Origin of the sequence: Brakhagea baltica, from assembly GCF_052161605.1 — a bacterium.
In the GTDB taxonomy this organism is placed as follows: domain Bacteria; phylum Planctomycetota; class Planctomycetia; order Pirellulales; family Pirellulaceae; genus JBKCUI01.
The window spans coordinates 3,675,969-3,697,683 of the sequence record NZ_CP197409.1 but is presented as its reverse complement, the minus strand read 5'-3'; the positions used below and the strand labels follow the sequence as shown (position 1 = coordinate 3,697,683).

At 51.3% G+C, this 21,715-nt stretch carries 16 protein-coding genes; 5 read left to right on the top strand and 11 right to left on the bottom strand.

Annotation, left to right across the window (positions count from 1 at the left end; all coding sequences use genetic code 11):
• Positions 1 to 3: 3 nt before the first annotated feature.
• From SH449x_RS14095 to SH449x_RS14075, 5 genes are all read left to right on the top strand, one after another.
• Positions 4 to 2,763 (top strand): peroxiredoxin family protein, encoded by a 2,760-nt coding sequence (locus tag SH449x_RS14095; RefSeq protein WP_482376706.1) that lies wholly within the window; start codon positions 4 to 6, stop codon positions 2,761 to 2,763.
• 12 nt (positions 2,764 to 2,775) lie between these two features.
• Complete coding sequence (locus tag SH449x_RS14090) at positions 2,776 to 3,306, top strand: gamma-glutamylcyclotransferase family protein (RefSeq protein WP_482376705.1); 531 nt, start codon at positions 2,776 to 2,778, stop codon at positions 3,304 to 3,306.
• Positions 3,307 to 3,419: 113 nt separating this feature from the next.
• On the top strand, positions 3,420 to 5,288 hold the full coding sequence (locus tag SH449x_RS14085) for a tetratricopeptide repeat protein (RefSeq protein WP_482376704.1): 1,869 nt from the start codon (positions 3,420 to 3,422) through the stop codon (positions 5,286 to 5,288).
• A gap of 15 nt (positions 5,289 to 5,303) precedes the next feature.
• Positions 5,304 to 6,707: a methyltransferase RsmF C-terminal domain-like protein gene (locus tag SH449x_RS14080; RefSeq protein WP_482376703.1), complete on the top strand. Its 1,404-nt coding sequence runs from the start codon at positions 5,304 to 5,306 to the stop codon at positions 6,705 to 6,707.
• 422 nt (positions 6,708 to 7,129) lie between these two features.
• Positions 7,130 to 7,939 (top strand): BON domain-containing protein, encoded by an 810-nt coding sequence (locus SH449x_RS14075; RefSeq protein ID WP_482376702.1) that lies wholly within the window; start codon positions 7,130 to 7,132, stop codon positions 7,937 to 7,939.
• Here SH449x_RS14075 and SH449x_RS14070 read toward each other — a convergent pair.
• The 11 genes from SH449x_RS14070 to SH449x_RS14020 all read right to left on the bottom strand — a co-directional run bounded on the left by SH449x_RS14070 (position 7,830) and on the right by SH449x_RS14020 (position 21,677).
• Positions 7,830 to 8,906 (bottom strand): hypothetical protein, encoded by a 1,077-nt coding sequence (locus tag SH449x_RS14070; protein WP_482376701.1) that lies wholly within the window; start codon positions 8,904 to 8,906, stop codon positions 7,830 to 7,832. The genes SH449x_RS14075 and SH449x_RS14070 overlap by 110 nt on opposite strands.
• A 109-nt stretch (positions 8,907 to 9,015) precedes the next feature.
• On the bottom strand, positions 9,016 to 12,588 hold the full coding sequence (locus tag SH449x_RS14065) for a secretin N-terminal domain-containing protein (protein WP_482376700.1): 3,573 nt from the start codon (positions 12,586 to 12,588) through the stop codon (positions 9,016 to 9,018).
• Between the two features lie 191 nt (positions 12,589 to 12,779).
• Positions 12,780 to 13,280, bottom strand: coding sequence for a TrmH family RNA methyltransferase (locus tag SH449x_RS14060; protein ID WP_482376699.1), 501 nt, complete (start codon positions 13,278 to 13,280; stop codon positions 12,780 to 12,782).
• A gap of 23 nt (positions 13,281 to 13,303) precedes the next feature.
• Positions 13,304 to 13,744, bottom strand: coding sequence for a cytochrome C oxidase subunit IV family protein (locus SH449x_RS14055; protein WP_482376698.1), 441 nt, complete (start codon positions 13,742 to 13,744; stop codon positions 13,304 to 13,306).
• A gap of 48 nt (positions 13,745 to 13,792) precedes the next feature.
• Complete coding sequence (locus SH449x_RS14050) at positions 13,793 to 14,872, bottom strand: cytochrome c oxidase subunit 3 (protein ID WP_482376697.1); 1,080 nt, start codon at positions 14,870 to 14,872, stop codon at positions 13,793 to 13,795.
• A 66-nt stretch (positions 14,873 to 14,938) separates the two neighbouring features.
• Positions 14,939 to 16,612 carry a cytochrome c oxidase subunit I gene (locus SH449x_RS14045; protein WP_482376696.1) on the bottom strand — a complete coding sequence of 558 codons (1,674 nt, stop codon included), beginning with the start codon at positions 16,610 to 16,612 and terminating at the stop codon, positions 14,939 to 14,941.
• A gap of 62 nt (positions 16,613 to 16,674) precedes the next feature.
• On the bottom strand, positions 16,675 to 17,655 hold the full coding sequence (gene coxB / locus SH449x_RS14040; protein ID WP_482376695.1) for a cytochrome c oxidase subunit II: 981 nt from the start codon (positions 17,653 to 17,655) through the stop codon (positions 16,675 to 16,677).
• Positions 17,656 to 17,714: 59 nt separating this feature from the next.
• Positions 17,715 to 18,605, bottom strand: coding sequence for an SCO family protein (locus tag SH449x_RS14035; protein ID WP_482376694.1), 891 nt, complete (start codon positions 18,603 to 18,605; stop codon positions 17,715 to 17,717).
• Positions 18,606 to 18,636: 31 nt separating this feature from the next.
• Positions 18,637 to 18,951, bottom strand: coding sequence for a hypothetical protein (locus SH449x_RS14030; protein ID WP_482376693.1), 315 nt, complete (start codon positions 18,949 to 18,951; stop codon positions 18,637 to 18,639).
• A 16-nt stretch (positions 18,952 to 18,967) separates the two neighbouring features.
• Complete coding sequence (locus tag SH449x_RS14025) at positions 18,968 to 20,218, bottom strand: quinol:cytochrome C oxidoreductase (RefSeq protein WP_482376692.1); 1,251 nt, start codon at positions 20,216 to 20,218, stop codon at positions 18,968 to 18,970.
• Between the two features lie 46 nt (positions 20,219 to 20,264).
• On the bottom strand, positions 20,265 to 21,677 hold the full coding sequence (locus SH449x_RS14020; protein WP_482376691.1) for a quinol:electron acceptor oxidoreductase subunit ActD: 1,413 nt from the start codon (positions 21,675 to 21,677) through the stop codon (positions 20,265 to 20,267).
• Positions 21,678 to 21,715: the final 38 nt, after the last annotated feature.

Here is a 21,715-nt window from a genome sequence, read left to right as displayed (position 1 = left end):
ACAATGACCAAAACTCCAATCCAAGGATCAGCTTTGAGGGCTGAGGATAGATTCTCGCGTTTCCCTCTCGGGGCACATCGCCAGGTATTCTGGTTGCTTGCTATGGTCTGTACAGCCACCAACCTCATCATGGGTTGTGATTGGGGAAGCAAGGACAAGCAAGGCCCCGTTCCGGCGGTAGGAGCGAATGAGGCAGATTCCCCCTCGACCTCAGAAAATGCGGACGCCAGCAAGACGGCTGATTCTGCTATTGCGGATTCTGTTTCAGCGGCGAAACCTGGAACATCCGGTGCGGCGAGCGAGCTAGACTCAGCGAGGGATTCTTCCGCAGCCAGGCGAAGCAGCGATGCTGTGGAACCAAAGACGGAAACGGTCCCTCAAGCTCCCGACTCAGACGAACAGCAGCAAAAAGCTAAGCAGTTAATACTGTCTTGCATCGATCATTATCGAGATAGCAAATCGTACGAGGATGCGGCGGTTTTCAAGCTAAAGGTTCCGTACCCGACAGATCCTGTCGAAGAGGAAGTGCCGTGTCGTATTGCGTTCGAACGCCCCAACAAGCTGGCTCTTCACGTTGAGTCGTTGCGTTCGTCTTGGACTCCTGAAACCTTTGAGTCCATTCTTGATCAAACGTCGTCGGACGGCATCCCGAATCAACGACTCGTGCGGCCCTTGCCCGAGACCATCTCGATCGATTGGTTGTTGAGAGATCATCTCGGACAACAACTCATCAACCCCATGTTCGGCTTACCTCTGAATATTGGCTTTCTGCTCGATGAAAGTGGAAGCAAAGCGTTTATCGACGAAGTGACCACTCGCTGGTTGAGCCCAGCGGAAATGGACGGCGTGCAATGCGAGCGGATTCAATTAACATTGCAGGATGTTAGCTGGGTTTATTGGATCGACGAACCTAATCGAATACTGATGCGACAAGAGTTTCCGCATGCGGTATTGGGTGGCTTGTTGCTCCCCATTCCAGCGACCGTTGCACCCAGCGAAATCGTTTGTCAGATCGACTACAAAAACATTAAATTTGACGAGCGAATTGATTGGACCACATGGACCATCAAGCCCCAGCAATCCGATCTACAGCTTCGAAGGTTTATCCCTGCTCCTTTGCGAGACGTCCCCCTGCAAATGGGTCGCGTTGTGAAGCCATTTTCATTGAATGATGTCGATGAAAAACCGCTTTTCGATTTTGCAGAGCGTCAGGCCAAGGTTACCTCGTTCCATTTCATTGATGACTCCGAGGAAAGTCGGAGCTACATCGATGAATTGTATTCAGTGAGGCGGCAGCTCAAGGAACGAGGTGTGGACCAGGATTATGAAACGATTCTCGTTTCGGATCGACCTGCTGAGAGAATGGCAGCTGTCCTGGCGGCTTGGAATTGCACATTGCCGTTTGGTACTGATTCTCAACGAACGCTGGCCGATCAGTTGGGTGTCAAAGCAACTCCGGCCACAGTCGTTATCGGCAGCGATAATCGAATCCAGCATTTTAGCGAAAAAAGGCTCCCACTCGGAATGGTCGTAGATGTCCCGCTTCTGGTGAAAGAAGTGGATCTGGCCACGATAGCTTTTAAAAACGCGGTCCAGAATGAAGCCCGCTATACTGCACAGCTCCATCGATTTGTGCTTGCGCGAGAAGAACTCAACAAGTTACCACCTGACTACCAGGAAATCGCACAGTTCCCTTTTGTCTTTCACGACATTCAGCCAGACTGGAAGATCACCTTCGAGGATGGCATCGTGGCAGCGATGGGAGAACCATTTTTGGTTGGGCTGGAAAGTTCTAACACCAGCGTGAGGGAGCTTTACGCGGACAGTGCATCGTCGGTACGAGTCATGACTGTTCTGGACGACGCAGGTAATTTGTGGGCGATTGACCAGCGTGGGGAGAGAGCGATCGTTGCGAAGTTGCCGGTAGAAAGCACCGTCAATGCCAAACGATTCTGGATCTACCCTGATCCATGGAAACACGAACATATTTACATAGTTCCAGAGGGGCTGCCACGTTACTGGTTTACCGTCGCTCCCCGAGGAGTGGGGGGAAATTGGTCGCCGCTCGAGGTCGAGCAATTTCCTTTGCTAGCCGACGAGACCATTCTCAACGCAGCTTGGTGCTTAGCCGATGGTCAGCCAGCATTTTGCGTAGTAACAAGTGCGTCGAGGATTATTGCACTCAATCCTGCAACGCAGCGCAGCAGTGTTGCCGTCGAAAGCAATCCCCAAAAGAATGCGATCAGCAGTATCATGCCGAGATTGAACAGCAAGGGGGCTCCCATCGCATGGAGTGCGGTCCGAGCCGACGGTGCAATCGAATTCATCGAATCGCAGGTGCCGACAAGCGAACTCGGTCCGCCGAAGCCTCTTATGTTTAAGCCAGAGTTTGGGCTCTGGTTGTGGGGTGTGACACCCGATGGACCGAGGTTGGTTGGTTTGGCCAAACTGCCTAGCGCGGAGACAGCGGCGGTTGTTTTGGATGACAAGTTCCAGAGCTTATCGACTCAAGCATTGGCAACGAGACCAGAGCAGTGCCGCTTGCTCGCTTCCACTACGAGTGAATCCAACGCATTCTATTTTCTCATGACCGCACCCAATCGGGTGCTTCACCTGCAAGCCATCGGAGGAAAGTTTCCTGACCAAATGTCTTTTGGGCGACGAATTTTTGGTGCAAGTATCCATTCGGTGGGGGAAAGTCTCAGGATCGTGGTTGCCATGGAGGGGGAAGTCAGCAGTTGGACCGTACGCCTGAAAGAGTAACAACCACCCGAAATGAATGAGCCAAAAGCCTTTTTCGTTTACGGAACACTTAAGCAAAAGCAACTCCGCGGAGACATGTGGCCGCGAAAGCCGACCCGAGTTTTGCCTGGGTTGGTCAGGGCGAGATTGTTTGATCTAGGGCCTTATCCAGCTGCTTTGCGGGGAGAATCATGGTTGCTCGGGGAAATTTGGCAATTCCATGAGGACGATCTGCGGGAGACGACGCGAGCTCTAGATCGGATCGAGGGCTATCGGCCGGGGGCGGCAAACAATGAGTACGACCGCGAGGTACTCCCTGCCTATCCAATCGTCTCTTCTGGCCAGGAATCCAATATCCCTTGCTGGATTTATTTGGCCCCTGACGAAAGGTTTCTACTGGGCCGACGAGAAATCTCGCCATTTCGCGACCTTCGCGAAATTTTGATAGAAGCGCAGTTGAGCGAGTCGTCAATGGAGTGGCCGTTTGATCAACCTGAAAACGAAAAGGTAGCATTTTGGCCCGATCCGCTAGCTAGGGTTCCTCGTAGTTTTTCCGAAGAGTGAGTATTCGATCTAGGACGACTGGTTGATCTGGCTATACAATAAGGATCGGTCAGTAATGCTGACGAGCAACCAAAAATTTGGGGCCCTTCCCACCTTTCCGCCCACCAAAGACCATGAAACAGAGCAAACATCATCAGCCAATATCAACATTGGCCAAAATTAGGATCGCGACTTTAGGAGTGTTGACCTTTGCGGGTGGAACCATGTTTCCGCTGGCGTATGGCGCTCTTTGCTTTGGACAGGACGAGACAGGCGGAGGGCAGGACAAAAAACAAAAGACCGACCCGCCAGCTTTGGTGATTCCGGTTCCCAAGCCGGGTGAAGAGGATTTTGATAAAGCGATCCAGCTTCGCATCAAGGTGGATTCTACCGACAAGCTCAAGGAAGCGATCACGTTGGCAGAGTCTGCAATCGAAAAAGGACTCTCCGAGGACAGCGAGGTTGCTGCTAAGCGGTTCCTGGGTTCTGCCTACAGCGAGAAAGCCAAAATCAATATTCAAGCAGCACTCCAAGGCGGCGGTCCTCGATCTCGACGTAGTAAGCTTTTGCTCGATGCGTTAGACGATGTCTCTAAAGCGATCGGCTTTGATGCTTCACAAACAGAAGCCTACATCATTAAGGCGCAAATTCTGGCCGATCGTCAGGAATTCGAGGGGGCACGCGAGATTCTGAATCAGGGAATTGAGTACTTTACTCCGCTCTTTGAGGCACGAAAGAACAGTGAAAATCGACAGAGCCTATCCAGGCTTTACGATGCGCGAGCTGCTATGGGTGATGACGTAGAAGAGCAGTTGGCTGATCTCGAAAAGGCGGTGGAGATTAATCCCGTCGATGACATGCTCAGTAAGAAGCTACTGTCGGCTCTCGGGCAGACAGGACAGTTCGATAAGATTTTGTTGACGCTCGATCGTATGTTAGGGGTCAATCCTGAAAGTGTGGAGTTGATATCGACCAAGATTGCGACCTTGCTCAGACTGGATCAAATCGATGAGGCGATTGCATTCAGCACGAGCTCAATCGGCTTGTTGACCGAGGATGAGTCCCGCGCGGCCGTGCTCCGACAACGAGCTTTGCTATACCAATCGAAATCGGCTGCCATCTCAATCGCCGAGCTTTCTGCTGAAGCGGATGAGGAAAGCAAGAAGAAGAGCGAAGAGGAAGCAAAGAAAATCCTGGAATTGGCTAAGGCCGATCTCGATGAATCGCTCAAGCTGATGAAGGACAACGTGCAATCCATTTTTCTGCGTGCTCGCTTAGCTGCACAAATGGAAGATGCCGAAGCTGCTCGGCGAGATATTGATATCGTTTTAGAGACTGACGACCAAAATCTAGAAGCCTTGCTATTCAGTGGTGAATTAGCGGTCGCCGAAGGTGACTTTGAGCGTGCGGCTAAAGAATTCAAAACCTTGTCCGCCCAATTCGCGGATGGATCGCCACAGAAAGAGGAGCTACTCAAAAAGCTCGCGATTGCCTATTGGCAATCGAATCAAATCAAGCCTGCTTTGAGGACCCTCGACCAAGTGATACGTGGCAATTCCAGCAGTTGGGAAGCGTATCGATTACGAGGTGAGATTTATCTCGGGCAAGGTGAGCACTTAGAAGCGACCGTCGCCTATGAGAAAGCGTTAAGGCTCATGCCAGATACCGCGAGCCCCGCACAGCAATCCAACTTGCTCAACAACTACGCATGGATTCTTTCAACGAGTCCCGAAGATAATGTTCGCGATGGCGAAAGAGCGTTGGAGCTAGGGCTGAAGGCTTGCGAGATGACCGACTTTACGGAGGCCCACTTGGTGAGCACCTTGGCAGCTGCTTATGCCGAAGCGGGAGATTTTGAAAAGGCGGTAGAGTATGCTAAGAAAGCTGTTGAGCTAGGTGAGAAAGAAGAGAGCGAGCAGATCGAACAGCTGCGTGAGGAGCTCAAGAGCTACCAAGAGAAAAAACCATGGCGCGAGAAGAACTCGCCAGCTGACGCTCCTTAAGATCGGCGCAAGGGATTGTTAGAATCGTTCCTATCTCTGCTTCCGAGTTCTGAGTCGGAAGCTTTTACAGCTTCGTTAGGTGAGCACCCTCGCAGAGCGATCCGGCTGCGTGATGACTTTCAGGCTTCGGATTTACCCTTTGAGGTTGAGCCTGTGGAATGGAATGACGCAGGTTTCTTTCTAAGGGATAGCGAATGTCGACCCGGGGGATTTTTGCATTACGCCGCGGGTTGTTACTACATTCAGGATGCAGGCTCTCTGCTCCCGGTTAGCCTATTACAGCCGGAGCCAGGAGAGTTGATCTGCGACTTGTGTGCAGCTCCCGGGGGAAAGTCGACTGCTATCTTGGAGCGAATGCAGGGGCAAGGAGTCTTGGTCGCGAATGAGCCGATTCGGTCTCGCACCAATGTGCTCAAGTACATGTTAGGCCGCACCGGATTGCCGAATTATTTGACCACGGAACTGGATCCAGATCGGATGGCACAGGAGTTTGCCGGTGAGTTTGACGCTGTTCTAGTCGATGCTCCCTGTAGCGGTCAAATGATGGTGTCCCGTGATAAGCGGGAAGCGAACGCTTGGTCTAGCAAGCAGATTGAGCATAGTGCAGCTCGTCAGCAACGAATCTTGGATGCTGCCATAAAGCTGCTAAAGCCAGGAGGGCGACTTGTGTATTCTACTTGTACGTTTGCTCTAGAAGAGAACGAGATGCAACTGAGTCGATTGGTGGAGTCTTTTGGGAATGTATTCTCCCCTTTGTGTTCACCGAGTCTGGCGAACTGGGCGTCACCAGCCTATGAAGGTTGCTATCGATTGTGGCCTCACCGTGATTCCTGCGCGGGTGGTTTCGCAGGCGGCTTGGTTTTAAACGAGGATTTGCCGCACGAACAAATAGATGCGCCTGACAGGCATGACAGATGCAAGGGTAAGGGCTCACACAAAGCTCATTCCGGTAAGAAGAAACAAGGTGCTCATCCTCAGCTCGATCTATTATCCGAATTGCAAGGCATTGGCGAGATACGAAACGGTGTCGTTCGTCAGTTGCGGGACGAGGTTTACTTGGGAACGGAGGAGACGTGGAAGATGCTAGATCGTCATGATCAGGTGGCGCGTCCCCCATTGGCGTTAATTCCCGCCGCCCGACGCTTAGAGCCGAGCCACACGCTGGCTTTAACTCGCGACAACTGGTTTAAATCTCGGGAAGTTATAGAGCTCAATGACGATCAAGCGATCGCGTACCTTTCAGGTGAGTCGTTACGTGGGCTAAGCGCCTTGGGGGACAATCCATGGACAAGAGTTTTTTGGAGAGGTCGACCGCTGGGGTGGGGGAGACAATCGAACGGCCAGTTAAAGAATCAACTCCCAGCCTGGAGCCGGTTTCAAAGTTTAACCGCAGTGGCAACGCCCTGCGCTGACAGGTAAATCGTTTAACCGCATGGGCAACGCCCTGCGTTAAGGCCTCCAGGGGCAGCCACTAACAACCCTCTCAGCGAATAGTCACTTGAGCACTCCGTCGAGATCTGGGTTAGAACGCCCACCGCAGCCCGTTGGGCATGCGGTTAAACTTTGGGCAACGCCCTGCGCTCGTCAACAGACACGTGATCCGGCTTTAAGCCCAAATTCTAACTGGTCGTTACAAGCGGATCATCTGGTTCGAAAGGAACGACCCTGCCATGCTGTACATTTGGGAAGTAAATCGAGTTACCAGTTTTGAAGTTCGATACCGAAGGTATGCGACAAAATCCCTAAGGAAATCAAAATGCTTGCATTGCATTTGATCAGACTCTATGGGAATAATGGTACAGACAGTTTATTTGGTCATCTATCAATCAGGAGCCGCTCCCATGAAGCGATCCCACGTACTTGGTTTATCCACTCTTCTTTCACTCACCTGCTTAGGGGCGAATTCGTTCGGCCAGTTCGGTGGAGGTGCTCAGGGCGGCTTGGGTGGATTGGGTGGATTGGGTGGCGGCGGTGTAGGAGGAGTTGGAATTGGAGGTGGCGCAGGGGGCGGTGGCTTAGGAGGAGGCGGTGTTGGCGGTGCTGCGGGAAACCGCCAGGCAGCAGCTCCAGGTGCCTTTGGAGGGCCGGGGGTGACCGGGGTGGCCCTAGTTGACTACAGCAATGTGCGGGCCGGAAGCGTGTTCGGGGGTAGTCGCGTTGGCTTGGATGGAGCGGCGGGTGGCGTGACTGGAGGAACCGGCGGTGGTAGCGCGTTCGGAGCTAGTGCCTTTGGTGGAACGACTACAGGAGGTGGTGGCCTGGGCGGAGGTATGGGTGGCCTCGGCGGAGGGCTAGGCGGGGGACTCGGCGGTCTTGGAGGGCTAGGTGCTCTCGGAGGTCTAAACAATCGCAACCGAAATCAGTTGGGGGGCAATACTCGCCCCCAGAACCAGATTCGTGCCATTGTCATACCTGATGTTGAATTGAGTGATGCACGCGTTTCAGAAGTGGCTACCACGTATTCGAATCGTCTCCGCAATTATCCGTTCCCAAGTAAACTGCAAGGTGTCACCATCGCTGCCGAATCGGGAATCGTCCGGCTTACTGGCGTTGTTGCAACAACTGCTGATAAGAAACTGGCGGAGCGAATGTTGCTGCTGGAGCCGGGTGTGGATTCGGTTGTGAATGAAATTGAGGTTGAGGCAAAGTAGGCGAATTTGACTGGGTTTCTCCAGATTTGCCAGAGAGCGTCGGATTCAACGAGGTGCTGTACGGCGAGAGGCCCAGATTGACACTGCTAGGCACGGGGTCAATCATGGGGCGGACCTGCAGAGGAACCTGAAGGCTCGATGGTGGCGGAGACAAGTGGGTTGTTTGACTCATCGAATTCGCTGGGATTTCCAATGTGCGTTTCTCCAGTTCACGACGATGCTCTTCTTGCAACCGTTCAAAGGTCTCCAAGAGCTCCGGTGTAACGGGTTGTGCAAGCTGCGACGATACGCGTCGAGGTACGTTAATGGTGGTAATGTTCGGATGCGATGACTCCGGATTGGTTTGACTGGTCGCGACAGCCTGTGTTGCCGCTTGAGTCCCGCTGCCGCTGACCTGAAGTATCGTAGTCGTTTGCGTTTCTGTGGGATCTGGCGATCTGCCGGGTAGCAGCAGCGTCGCGGGAGAGCCGCGGACAATGCGTCCATCTTTAGCGACGAAGGTCGGTATCAGCATGATCTTTTTTTGGTCTCCAGGAGCAGCATCCCAGGGAATCCAAACACTATATGAGGCTCCCAATTGGCCCTCATCAAAGTGATTCGTAAGCTGCTCCGATGTGAACTTAAAGCGTTTCGCGGCGGTGCTAAGGTTTCGGAAATCTGCATCGCCGTAGGTATCATCGAATCCGTAGACCATTAACTCGCCATCCACGGGAATAGCTTGTGACTTTTCGTTATAGAAGTACATCCTCCCGCCAAACCCCCGCGTTGGTATTTTGCCTGGAATCGTGTAGACGTCGTAGGCCCATGTTACGGTCATCGACTGAGGAACTTGGTATTCTTTCTTTGAAAACGAGAACCAACTCTTGTCTTTCTTCTTGCCCTTGGTTTCCGTGTTGGAAGTAAGGGAGGCACAGCCCAAACTCATGGCGACCGTGAGCAGTGCAACCGAGGTTATAACACGTTTCATAATTCAGACCGCTTCGGTAGTGAAGGCTTAATTGACAGTGGAGAAAGAATTCGAGGTTTGCGATCGATTGACGTCGGTCAGTCGATCGTTTAGTAGATAGACTGATTGACTAGCGTCGAGCCGGCGGCTGATAACCTGCTGGCTGCACTGTCTGACCGTTGGTATTGGACTGACCGCTGGAATTAAATTGGCCGCTGGTATTAACCTGACCGAGGTAAGGAGCAGCCGATTCCACTTGTGACGGACGTCCGCTACCATTCCTGTTTTGAGGAGCTCGTTGTGTAGAGTTAATCTGTACAGGAGCTTCTTGAGGAACATAGCCCTCCATCGATTCTGGTTGCGAAATGATGACTTCGCCTCCAAAGAACTCTCCCTCGACCGTTGGTTGCAGGTCAGGGAATATCACAGGCGACGCTGCTGGGCCCCAAAGTCCGTTCCCAGGAGACAGTCCAACATCACCATGAATGTTGAGTATGTCTGCCATGCACCAGCTCATTCGGGACGATTCTACTTGCTTAAGCAGTTCCAGTTTCCCTGCGTCGTTCGCGTTGACCACACGTGGCGTCATTACCACTAACAATTCCGATCGGACGGCACCCTCGGTCTCGTATTTAAACAGATTACCAGCGATCGGTATGCTCGACAGCCATGGAACTCTACGGGAACGACTCGTTCGGATTTTCTGAATCAATCCACCCAAAACAACCGTTTGGCCATCGTAGGCAGTAACTCGCGTTTGTGCCAAAGTTCGGCTGATGAGTGGTGAACGAATGGTTTCACCGTTAGGACCAAATCCTACGGGGATACCGGTCTCATCTGGCTCGACTGAGGATCGCTCGACTGCGACAACCATGTTGATTAAGCCATCTTGGTTTGTTCGAGGTTGAATTTGCATGATCAAGCCGACGTCTTTATCCTCGGTAATGATTTGCTGTCCGAAAGCCGTAGCATTAACGCCATTGACCCGAGGAACAATCTGGCCCACCTGAACCACAGAGATATTGTTATCAATGGTGAGGAGATTTGGGCGTGACAAGATTTGCAGTCTGTTCGCATCTTGAAGTGCTCGGAACAATAGGTTGATGGACTCATTACCAGCTGCCAAGACTAAACCGCCATAACCTAGCGTTGAACTAGTCCGACCCAATCCGAATCCAGTCAACCCTTGGCCGGCTAGACTTCCTCCCGCTGTTCCTACTGGAGGAGTACCAGGTACGTTAAACGCTGGGCTACCCAATGTGCCGCGAGAGGCACTGCCACGTCTAAAGAGCAGGGAATCTTGTATACCGAACTCATTTCCAAACTCGAAGGTATCATCGAGTTGAACCTCAGCTATCAGTATCTCTACCGCAATCATCGGCGGCTGTCGATCAAGCCGATCGATGATCTCTATGATCTGCGGCATATAGCGAGGCGTGGCACTGATGATAAGCATGTTCGTTGCTGGCTCGGCAACCAGAAATATTTCACGATCCGCTCGTTCGAAGACGCTGATCTGCTGCCCTTGTTGAAGCAATTGGGTGATCGTTTGTCGCTGAACGTTGAGCAAATTGTTAATCGCGGTTGCAACATCGTTGGCAGCACTGTTTCGCAACCATACAACCTGATTGGATCGTTGCTGTCCACCCGAATCATCCAATCGATAAAGGACGGCTTCGATCACACCTAGGTCCGATTCTGAACCCGATGCGATAATCGAATTGGTTCTCGCGTCGGTCGTGATGCGGAGCGGAACAATCGAACCTTCACCGCCACTGGTTAGAGCAGCCAAGTTCTGCAGACCAATCGCTAGAGCATTTGTTGTAGCTGTGCCTGCAGTAGCAGGTAGCCCAAACACTTGTTGCAACGTGAGTGCCAAGCTCGTAGCATCCCCATTGATAACCGGAAAGACCTTGATCTTGGCTTCGGCGCCAGGCAACGCGTCGAGCTGTTCGATCAGGGCGGCAATCAAGTCCATGCTCCTCGACGGTGCTCTTACCACCAACGCGTTAATGGTTGGACTGGAGGTGATGACCACGCCTGAAAGGATTCCAGAATCGATCTCTCTACCATCCTTATCGCGTCGCCAAGTGATTACTCCACCGGGAGTACGGGCTTGAGAGTTAACGGTAGTCGCTCCCTGTCCTTGCTGCCCTTGCTGCCCCTGCTGTCCTTGGCCAGGTTGTCCTCCAGCCGTTTGTCCGCCAATGGCTGCTGCTAAGATCGGTTGCAACTCGGAAGCAACGGTGTTCTTGATCGGAAAAACTCGGATCTGACTCTCAGCAGGCGCCGTATCGACATCGATATCCTTGATCAGATTGGTAACCTCAATCATGTCTCGCGGTGACGCCTGAACGACCAAAGCATTGGTTCGATAGTCCGAGACTACCTTGACTCGAGTGCTCAGCCCAACTCGATCCGTTTGAGCAGCGCCCCCTGTGGCACTGTCCGAGAAGAAGTTGCGGATAAGCTCTTCAGCATCCAAAGCCGAAGTATGCAATAGCTTGAACACTTTGGGCTGACTGTTCGCTTCCAGAGGCTGATCGAGCTTGTCGATTAGCTCCATAAGACTCTTCATCGCATCCTCTCGACCAATCAATAGCAAGGCATTGGGCTGGACGAGAGCGGTGATGCTGACTTGGCCCTGACGTGGAGCAAACACGTTGGTGTTGATGTCTCGAATGATGACTTCGATCGCTTGGCTATTCACATGAGTCAGGTCTCGCAAGACAATGTCTGGCTTGGTCTCTTGGCTTTGAGCCTTGATCTTCTCGATAACCTCTCTAACTCGCTCAACGTCCTTGCTCCGCCCCTTGATCACCACAAGTCCCAGATCATTGATGAAGGAGATGTCCACTTCGCCAATCAATCCGCTTCCGGTGGTCGGATCGTCTTGGGAAACCACGGCAGTGGCCTGATCGTCAGGATCGAGCACCGGGTCTTGTTGACCGATTTCTTGCTGGAACGAAGCGTTTCGGACCAGTCGAACCGCTTTCTCGATTCGATCGGGTGAGGCTGGCCCCATCGGAATCACTTTCGTGGGACGCTGCTTATCAGCCTGACCCTGGTCCAGAGCCGTGACAACCTCAGTCCAGCCTAGAACGCTCGCGGGTGTCCCTGACATTTGTACTGTGTTGGTATTGCGATCGATCTGCATCAACTCTTGCGAACCGGTGGCGGATGATGTCCGCAAACTAACGGTGCCACGCGCTACCTCGACCGTCGTCACGTTCTTTCCAACCAATCGAGCAACGGTATCCTCCAACTGCTTGGCCGTAAGATTCCGCAATGTGTAATCCGCTTTTTGAATAGCGGATGGAATGACTTGGCCGCGCGCATCGACCGTGATCGTTCCCGTCTTCACTCGAACTGCGTCGACGTAATTTCTGATTCCATCTTGGATGAGCTGTGGAGCCAGCACCATCAATCGACCAGTGCCCGGTTCCGTTGTGATGCGAATGCGTTTGTCATTGCCATAGTGGAGCTGCAATTGGGCTGCCACACTGCCAACAACCTCCAAAGGCAAGTCGTAGATTTGTAGGGCGGCTTCCATGCTCCCAGCCGGTGTGCCGACTGGCTGTGTCGTCGATGGTAACGGCAACCCATTCGGTTGGGCAGGCATCTGAGCTTGCGCGACGATAGGTGCAGAAGCAAGGAGAGCTAAAGTGCTTGCAGGAAAGCCAAAGAAAAGTCTCTTTTTCACGTCTCGTACCTCAATTGGAATCAATGGCAACCATTCGCGCAGGATGCCTCAGTCCCTATGATCGGTATTTAGAGGAAAGTCGCTTCAAGCAAAAAAGATGATCTGCGCGTTAAAATTTAACCATAGTTCCATTGACAGCTAACCGACTTCACAGGCCACAACCCTACGAAACAGGGGGAAAGAGCCGCCGATTACTTGAGAATACTGTTTTGCTTGCAATACTCGTAAACCGCCATCGTCGCAGCTGTTGCGACGTTGTAGGAATGGGGCTGCCCATATACGGGTATCTCTACCACTCGGTCGAGGAGATTCAATTCTTCTTGTGATAAACCTTCCCGCTCGCTACCAATAACCAGGGCGGTTTTTTCGACGAACTGAAAGGTATAAAGAGACTCTGAGTTCGTTGTCTGTTCCAAGCCTACGCGTTGATACCCCTCAGCTCCCAATTGCTCCAGAACAGGGGGCAGAGTTCTGCGCTGGATCACTTCAACGACATTCGCTGCATCCCGTGCTATCTCTCGGTCTACACGCCCCTGCCCGCACTGAATAACTCGAGTAATTCCGAAGCAACCAGCTAAACGCACAATACGGCTCAGATTGACATTGCTCCGCATCGGGGCAAGAACCAAGACTATGCCCCGTGGATTTAGAAGCTCTAGCGGGGGCTTATGCCTTATGTGCTCGAAACGCAACGCTATCCCCGCGAGGTTACAACCTATTTGCTGGTGCTAACTTGCCGTGCAGCAGGCTTTGAATTTTCTAGCAAATTTCCATTGGGATCCATAATGAGGTTGTCGCGGTAGCCCCTGGCATCCATCAAACAAAACCCTAGGAATAACGAAACGAAGATCAAGCTGCTGAGGATAACGATAGCATTGAGAGGCTTATCCCACAGAAGGTGCATAAAGAAAGCAATAACTAAACCTGCCTTCACTGTAGCGATAAACAACGTCAGAACAATTTCCATATCCCCCAGCTTGAACCGAGCCTGAAACACAGTCAGAAACGTTAATACAAGCAAAGCGGCAAAAACTGACAAGAGCATAGACACCGGCGCTGGGTGTGCGAACTCCCCCTCCGCGTGTCCATGACCATGTCCATGTCCGTCACTTGCCACTCCCTGGGCATCTGTCGTTGAAGTATGCGAATTAGCCATCTTTGTCTTAGATTGTGAGTGTTGCGATTGGTGATGACATTGGCTTGCTTAACCGATCAGGTAAAGCAATGGGAACAAATAGATCCAGATAAAGTCCACCAAGTGCCAATACAAACCGACGTTGTCGACCGGTCCGAAGTACTGGGAATGGAACTCATGCCGCGCTGCTTTGACGATCAACCAAATGATTACCGCCATTCCACCGAGAATGTGGACTGCGTGAACTCCTGTCATACAGTAGTAAATACTGAAAAACAAACCAGCCATACCTTGATTGTTTACTTGGCTATCCGGAATCTGCTGCTCTAGTGCTGGCACATAAACGTCGGGGTTTAAGACCCTAGAAGTATCCGAAACTAAAGTGAATCGCGCCTCGGAGTTGCTGGTGCTTTCCGTGTGATCAGCCTCGCCATGATGACCTTCTACCTGAGAATGCTCCGCTTTGGTTACGTGGCTGCCATGGTCGCCATGATCCCCACTCTCCAAAATATTACCGAGACCTATGCCAGCAAAGAAACATAGGCCTGAAACCAGCACCGGTCCGGAAACCTGTCGGTGGAATCGGCTCGAAATTACAACAGAATAGATGTAGTACAAACCAGCAATGATCGTCAGGATCAAGGGCAAAATCATCACATACGTGAGGTAATGATGATCGCCATGCACCGGATTTTCCATTTGAGCCACGTACATCCTCCCAGGAAGCAGACCAAGCTCCCACTTGTGAGTGTACTCTACCGCCTTAACACCAAGGAATATCGCCGCACAACCGAGTGTCGCACCCAGCATGCCTACCAACAGGGTATGTTGCTTTAGCTGTGCTGCCCTCACCGCCCAAGCCATCGTCAACGAACTAAACAACAAAACGCCCGTGTTGATCGCTCCCAGCTTGGTATTCAAAAAAGAGCTGCAATACTCAAAAACCTCAGGATTTCGGTTCCGAAAGAGCACGTAGGCACAAAACATGCCCGAGAAGAAAAGAACCTCAGTGACCAAGAACATCCACATCCCAAACTTGCCAGCATCAAACTGTTGCTGAGCATCGTCGAAGTGATGAGCCAACCAAGAGGGGTGCTCGTGGTGCCCGTGATCGTGGTTTTCGTTTTGTGCTACGGCTTCTGTTGACATTTCAGAGCTGGTAAATGAGGGAAAGCCGCCCCGTTTTGGAGCGGCGAAATTGTGTTGTAAAGATACTTATTTCTTGACGTAACCGCCAGACTTGCCGTCGTATTCTATACCACGGAAATCGTAAGGATCATCCACCGGTGGTGGCGAACTGAAGTTGTCGTGCGGTGGAGGTGAGGAGCATTCCCACTCCAACGTCGCACCACCCCAAGGATTCTTCGGCGCTTTCTTTCCATAAAAGATCGAGTGAAGTAAGACTAGGCCAGCAACCAGCAATCCAAAGCCAAGCATAGCCGCTCCAATCGTGGACAGACGATGCAAGTCTTGGAATTCCTCCACGTACGATGCGTAGCGTCGAGGCATCCCTCTCGTGCCAAGAACGAATTGAGGCAAGAACGTCAGGTTGAACCCAACAAAAACGATTACGCCCGACAAAATACCAGCAGCATCGTTAAACATCTTCCCGGTCATCTTCGGCCACCAGTGAAACAGACCACCAACAAACGCGACCAACGTACCGCCCATCATCACATAGTGAAAGTGTGCTACTACGAAATAAGTGTCGTGCAAGTGCATGTCTGTCGACAAAGCACCCAAGAACAAACCTGTCAGACCACCAATGGTGAATAAGAACAGGAATGACAGTGCATAAACCATGGGGGTGTTTAACGAAACAGTTCCCTGATACATCGTACCAACCCAGTTGAACACCTTAATGGCCGACGGGATCGACACCGTAAACGTCAATGCACTGAAGATGATCGTCGTGATGTCCGACATTCCCGCTGTGAACATGTGGTGTCCCCACACCAAAAAGCCGAACAAAGCAATCGCAATCGAGCTGTACGCAATCATGCGGTAGCCGAAAATTCCCTTGTGACTGTGAACGCTCATCAACTCGCTGATGATCCCCATCGCTGGCAAAATCATGATGTAAACAGCTGGGTGTGAGTAAAACCAGAAGAAGTGCTGGAACGTAACCGGGTCACCATTCAACGCTGGATCGAATATACCGATCCCAATAATTCGCTCCATCGCAAGCAGTAGAACTGTGATACCAAGAACCGGTGTTGCTAAAACCTGAATGATGGATGTCGCATATACCGCCCAAAGGAATAACGGCATCTTAAACCACGACATTCCGGGTGGTCGCATGGTGTTGATGGTAACGATGAAATTTAGACCCGTGAAAATAGAGCTAAACCCAAGAATGAAAACACCCAACGTCGCAGGCGTTACCTGAGATGTCGTCTCGATACTATACGGAGTGTAAAACGTCCAACCCGTGTCAATACCGGAGGTAAACAACGTAAATGTGAAGAATAAGAACCCGATTATCCAGAGGTAAAAACTCGCCAAATTCAATCGCGGAAACGCGACGTCTTTTGTGCCGAGCATGATCGGCAAAAGAAAATTGCCCAACGCAGCAGGGATGCTAGGGATGATGAATAGGAATACCATGATCGCCCCGTGAAGGGTGAACACTCGGTTGTAAGTCTGATTTGACAACCAAGCTAAATCAGGATCCTGGTTTGGATTCCACAAGTGGAAGCGGATTGCCAAGGCAAACACTCCACCTAGGAAAAAGGCAAACAAAATTCCTGCCAGATACATCAAGCCAATTCGCTTGTGATCTAGCGTCAGCGCCCAGCTTAAAAAACCAGACGAATGGTTGAGGTAGTGATGCTCAACCTTCTCATCGGTCCTTACCGGCGCGATTACGGGACTGGTAACGGCACTCATGTTCTAATTCCTCGACTGAAGAAAGAATTCCTCAAATATTTTGTTACTTATTAAATTATTTACTACGGCTTCTCGTCCTTCAACGATTCGATGAAGGCCGTAATGGCTTCCACGTGCTCGTCGGACAAATCTGCACGGCTGTAAGCTGGCATGGCAGATGCGTTCTCGTAGCCTGCTCGCTTTTCACTGGCGGGATTGCGAATCGAGTTCAAAACATATTGCTCATCAAAGAGGATCTCGCGACCATCCGACAGCCTAAATGTCTTCCCCCACGTTCCGTTGTAGCTTGGTCCAGGCCCTTTTGCACCAATATCGCCCGCATAGTGACACGACATGCAAGCCTTGCGTTGATACAACCATTTTCCTCGCTCGACAATGTCCTCTGGCTCTTTAATTAGCTCGGCTAATTGCAGTTTGTATTCATCCTCAGACAGCACATGAACTTTCGTGATCATGTTACTATGGGCATCCCCACAATATTCCGTGCAAAATAGGTCGTACACACCTTCCACCGTCGGTCGGAACCACATGTAGGTGTATCGTCCGGGCACAACGTCCCTTTTTGCTCGGAATGCGGGGACGAAAAAGCTATGCAAAACGTCTCGGGACTGCATCACCAACTTGATATTAGTGTTGACCGGCAAATAAAGATCGGTGCTCTCGCCCCCGTTTTCCTTATATTTGAAACTCCAACTCCACTTTCTCGCCGTCACGTTGATGTCCAGCGTGTCGTTTGGAACTCGAGACATTTCCAAATATCCGGCAGCCCCCTCCCAGAAAATCCAAACCACGATCAAGGTCGGAACAACGGTCCAGGTCACCTCGAGGGTGTTATTGTGCAAGGCCTCCGGGCTTCCCTTGTACCCAGGACGATCGCGATACTTAATGGCGAAGTACACCATCGCATACACGATCGGTATGAAAAAAATGATGCAGATCCAAAGAATAGCGTAGTACAGGAAATCGACCCGCTCGGCGAAACTGGATGCGGCCTTCGGGAACCAAAAACCATCTGCGATATCAGCCAAAATTGACATGTTCATGATTTTGCTTGTCAGGAGTTACGTTCTCTTAACGCTATTTCCGTAAGTGTACCTAAAATCTAACCGAAGGATGTGTGACTAATTGTCTCGGGTTGCGTTGGTTTTTCTCGCGCCAGGGCGCGTTCCTTGCGACCTGTAAGCCAAAACGGCACCATCGCCGTGAGCCCCATCGTCAGGAAAATTCCAGCAAAGACCGACAACAATTTCCTAGCACTCGCCGAATAACGATTCTCACTCGCGTCATAGTGGGAGCACCAAAGTACAAATGCGTCCAGCGTGCTGCCAATCCGCCCTTCACCTGCCTCAACCAACGCCATCTTCAGGGTTTCCCCGACGAATCCTACTTCGTACAGGTATCTGGTGATTCTCCCCTTCGGAGAAATGAAAATCGCCGCCGCTGCGTGATTGTACTGGTCGTGTTTGGCATCGTACGTGTACTTGAACCCGACCGCCTCTGCAATCGTGACGATATCTCTCTCAGAACCAGTTAGAAACCTCCAACCATCTGGAGAATGAGGCTGCTCTAAATCCACCGCGTACCTAGCCTTTGTGTCAGCGGCCTTCTTCACCCCATCTCGTGGATCGATGCTGAGAGAAACCATGTAAAAATCCTTGCCCAGAGCAAGGCTTTTCACCTTATTCATCCCCGTGACCAAACCATTCAACTGGGCGACACACAAACCCGGACAGTTGCTGTAGTTTAGTGTGAGGACAATTGGTTTGCCCTGCTCCAAGAGCTTGGCGAAATCCACCAAACGCCCTTGATCGTCGGTAAACATAACATCCAGTGGGATGTTGGTGTCTAACTTCTCTTCGACGCCGACACCAATCCGCCTCTCGGGGATTTGGTCGTTTCCGAACACTTCCGCAAATCCTGTTACCGAAACGAATAACCAAACAACGAAGCAAAGCCCCGCATTGCTAAAGGTTATTCGCGTGTTCTGGAACATGGATTCACTTTGTTGCGAAATCTAATGGGGATTAATTTCCGAGATCCTGAAGAACCAGTTTCTTCGCCTCAGACAATGGGATGCGAAACATCTCCTTGGTCGCATTCGGATCCTCGGAGGAGTCATCTGGCACCTGCACTCTCTTGTAACCGTTAAGGGACGCCATTTGTTCACGCTTCACAGCAGCCAATGGATAATCATCAGACTGCATCTTCCGTTCGTCCTCTGAATTAACCAAACTCGAAGTGAGCCCTTGAAGACCTTGCAGAACAAGTACAAGAACAACGATGCTCAACACCGTTGCATATCCAATCATCTTTGTGTTTAAATCGTCGTAACGAGCCATTTTTTGCTACAAACTCCTAGAGAATCGGATTCGAATAGGTCAATGACTCGGGCATCCGCGGATCCCGGACTGCCACCAACGGAACGTTCGAAGCTTTCAGCAAGAAGAACCCTGCAAACAAGGCGAGTGCCCCGATGCCTCCCACCAAGTGTCCTAGCATGGGGACCAACGCAAAGCTGCCCTTCACGTTAGGCATGACTAGGTAGGTCATATCCATCCAGTGCACAGCGATCAGCCAGCAGGCCCAGAACACCAAGCCTGCTCGGTGACGTCTAACGTGCCGACTCAACAAGCCGAGAAACGGTATAGCAAAGTGGACAAAAATCAAAGAGTAGGAGTAGTATTGCCATCCGTCATTTAGCCGGAATCGGTACCACTCTGTTTCCTCTGGAATATTTCCGTACCAAATCAGGATGAGCTGCGAGAACGCTATGTAGGACCAAAACATGACGAACCCAAACATGAATTTCGCCAAATCGTGATAGTGCTCGACATTGATCAGACCCTTGAGCTTGCCCGCTCGCTCCAGAAGCATGTTGACAATGACCATCATGGAGAAAAAACCCAGCATACTCGCAGCAAAAACATACACGCCAAAGATGGTGCTGAACCACGCGGCATCAACGCTCATGACCCAGTCGAATGCCAAGAAGCTCACGGCCAAGGCGTAAATCATTATAAACGGCCCAGACCACTTCTGACGCACTAAAGAAAGCTCTGGATCGCCAGTCTCATCCTGCGCTCGGCTTTTCGAGAAAAACCAAAGCGACATCCAAGTCAGCAACCCAATGTAGACAGCGCTTCGCAGCGTGAAGTAGTTGCTCTGCAGATAGCCATCCTCAACTTTGCCACGAATGAGGGAATTGTGGATTTTCTCTGGTTCTTGATTCCATTCGTAAAGCGAATGGCTACCCATCAATACCAACCCAAGGATAGGAAGGAAGAGCAAGGCTGAGTAAGGTAGTATTGCCATCTTGATCTCAGCCACGCGACGGACAGCCGTACTCCATCCCGCTCGCGTCAGGAACTGCACCATGATGAAAAATAGTGCACCGAGTGAGAACGAAAACAAAAACATAAAGTTGGCGAGGTACGAATGGGTTGCGAACTGCATCCCTCGCTCTGGATCGCTCGGCCCACCACCGACCATCAAGCCTACCATGTAAGAAATCACCAGAAGGATTAACCCCGCTGCTATGAGTGGCAGAGGGTATATCTTCCAAGCCGCAGGAAGCTCAATCGTTTCTTTATCGTACTTTATGCCCATGATTTGATTTTCTTGATCTTTGTCTCACGAAGGTGTTCTGCGAACCCTAATTGCTTCCCGCCTCGTCCAAACTGGATCGCTTGTCAACTGGAATGTCGTCAAGCTTAGCATCTTGCGATCGTTGCAATGCTCGAATGTACAACACGATCGCCCAACGTTCCTTTGGCGTGATGGCATTGGCATAACCTGCCATTTTGCCCTGACCTTTGGAAATTGTGTTGAAGATCTTGCCTACAGGCTGCTCCTTGACTCTGTCGATGTGCATCGAAGTCGGTGGCAACCAAGTCCCCTGCGCTAGAGCATCAGCACGCTTGTGCACCAATCCATCGCCGAAGCCGGCATAACCATGACATGTAGCACAATAGATCTGGAACTTTTGCTCACCCAGCTTCATGTTGGCCTCGGTGATCTCGATCGGCAGATCAGCAATCCATGGCTTCTCAGGAGCGTCTACAGCAGGTGGCTGCGCAGCCATCGAAGAATCGTTTGCTGGAGCATCACCTGCTGGAAGCGCTTCTTGAGTCGTGGCACCCTCTTGTGACCCCGCATCGCCATCCTGCAAGGAGACAAGACGGGTTGCGACAGACTTAGGAGTGGCAGCAAGCGTATCTGGGTCGTAACCGAGATAGAACGCATCTTGCTCTTCGAGTTGTCCGCGTCCGACCGTCCCAACGACTTGCGGACGCATCGTCCTACCATCCGCGAATATTGTCGTCTGCTGCTGGGCCTTTTTCTTCGGTTGAAAGTCCATGTCCAAGAAGACGTGGAATCGAGGCTTATCACTGAAGCTTTCCCTGATGTTAAATACGATCATCAAAGGGATCAAACCAGTTAAAACCAAGAGCAAAGCGCCCAACCAGACTGCTTTTGGCAATTCGGCAGGCGATTCGTCATCCATGACTTCGTCCAACGCGTCGGGGGACGTACCGCCGAGCAACTCTTTAACCGATTCTCGGTTGTAGTATTTGTCAGATGCACTCACGTACAAGAAAAATTTGTCGTCCGTGGCGCGATCAAATCTTGGGTTCGTAAAAACTGGATTGCTGAAACGAGGTAAACTATTTAGAGCAATCATTCCCAGGAAGCTCGAGAAAGCCGAAAACAAAATCGTCATTTCGAACGTAACCGGAATCGACGCAGGCGTAATTCCTAACGGCTTGCCAGAGATTATGTACGGATAATCAATTGCGTTCATCCACCACTGCATTAGCAACGCGAGGCAAAGCCCTGTCGCACCACAGCACAATACGATAAATGGCAAAACCGTAGGCTTGATTCCCAGCGCGTGATCGATTCCGTGGACCGGGAACGGAGTAAACGCATCGGTTGCCGTATAGCCAGAGTCTCGCACCTTGCGAGCTGCTTCCAAGAGCTGATGCTCGTCGGAATACTCAGCCATCCAGCCATACGCCTTGGGGGCTTTCGTCCCAATCGGAATTTTCGGCTTGTGATCACTCATGGTAGGAACTGTTATTGTGAATAAGAAAGTTTCTTATG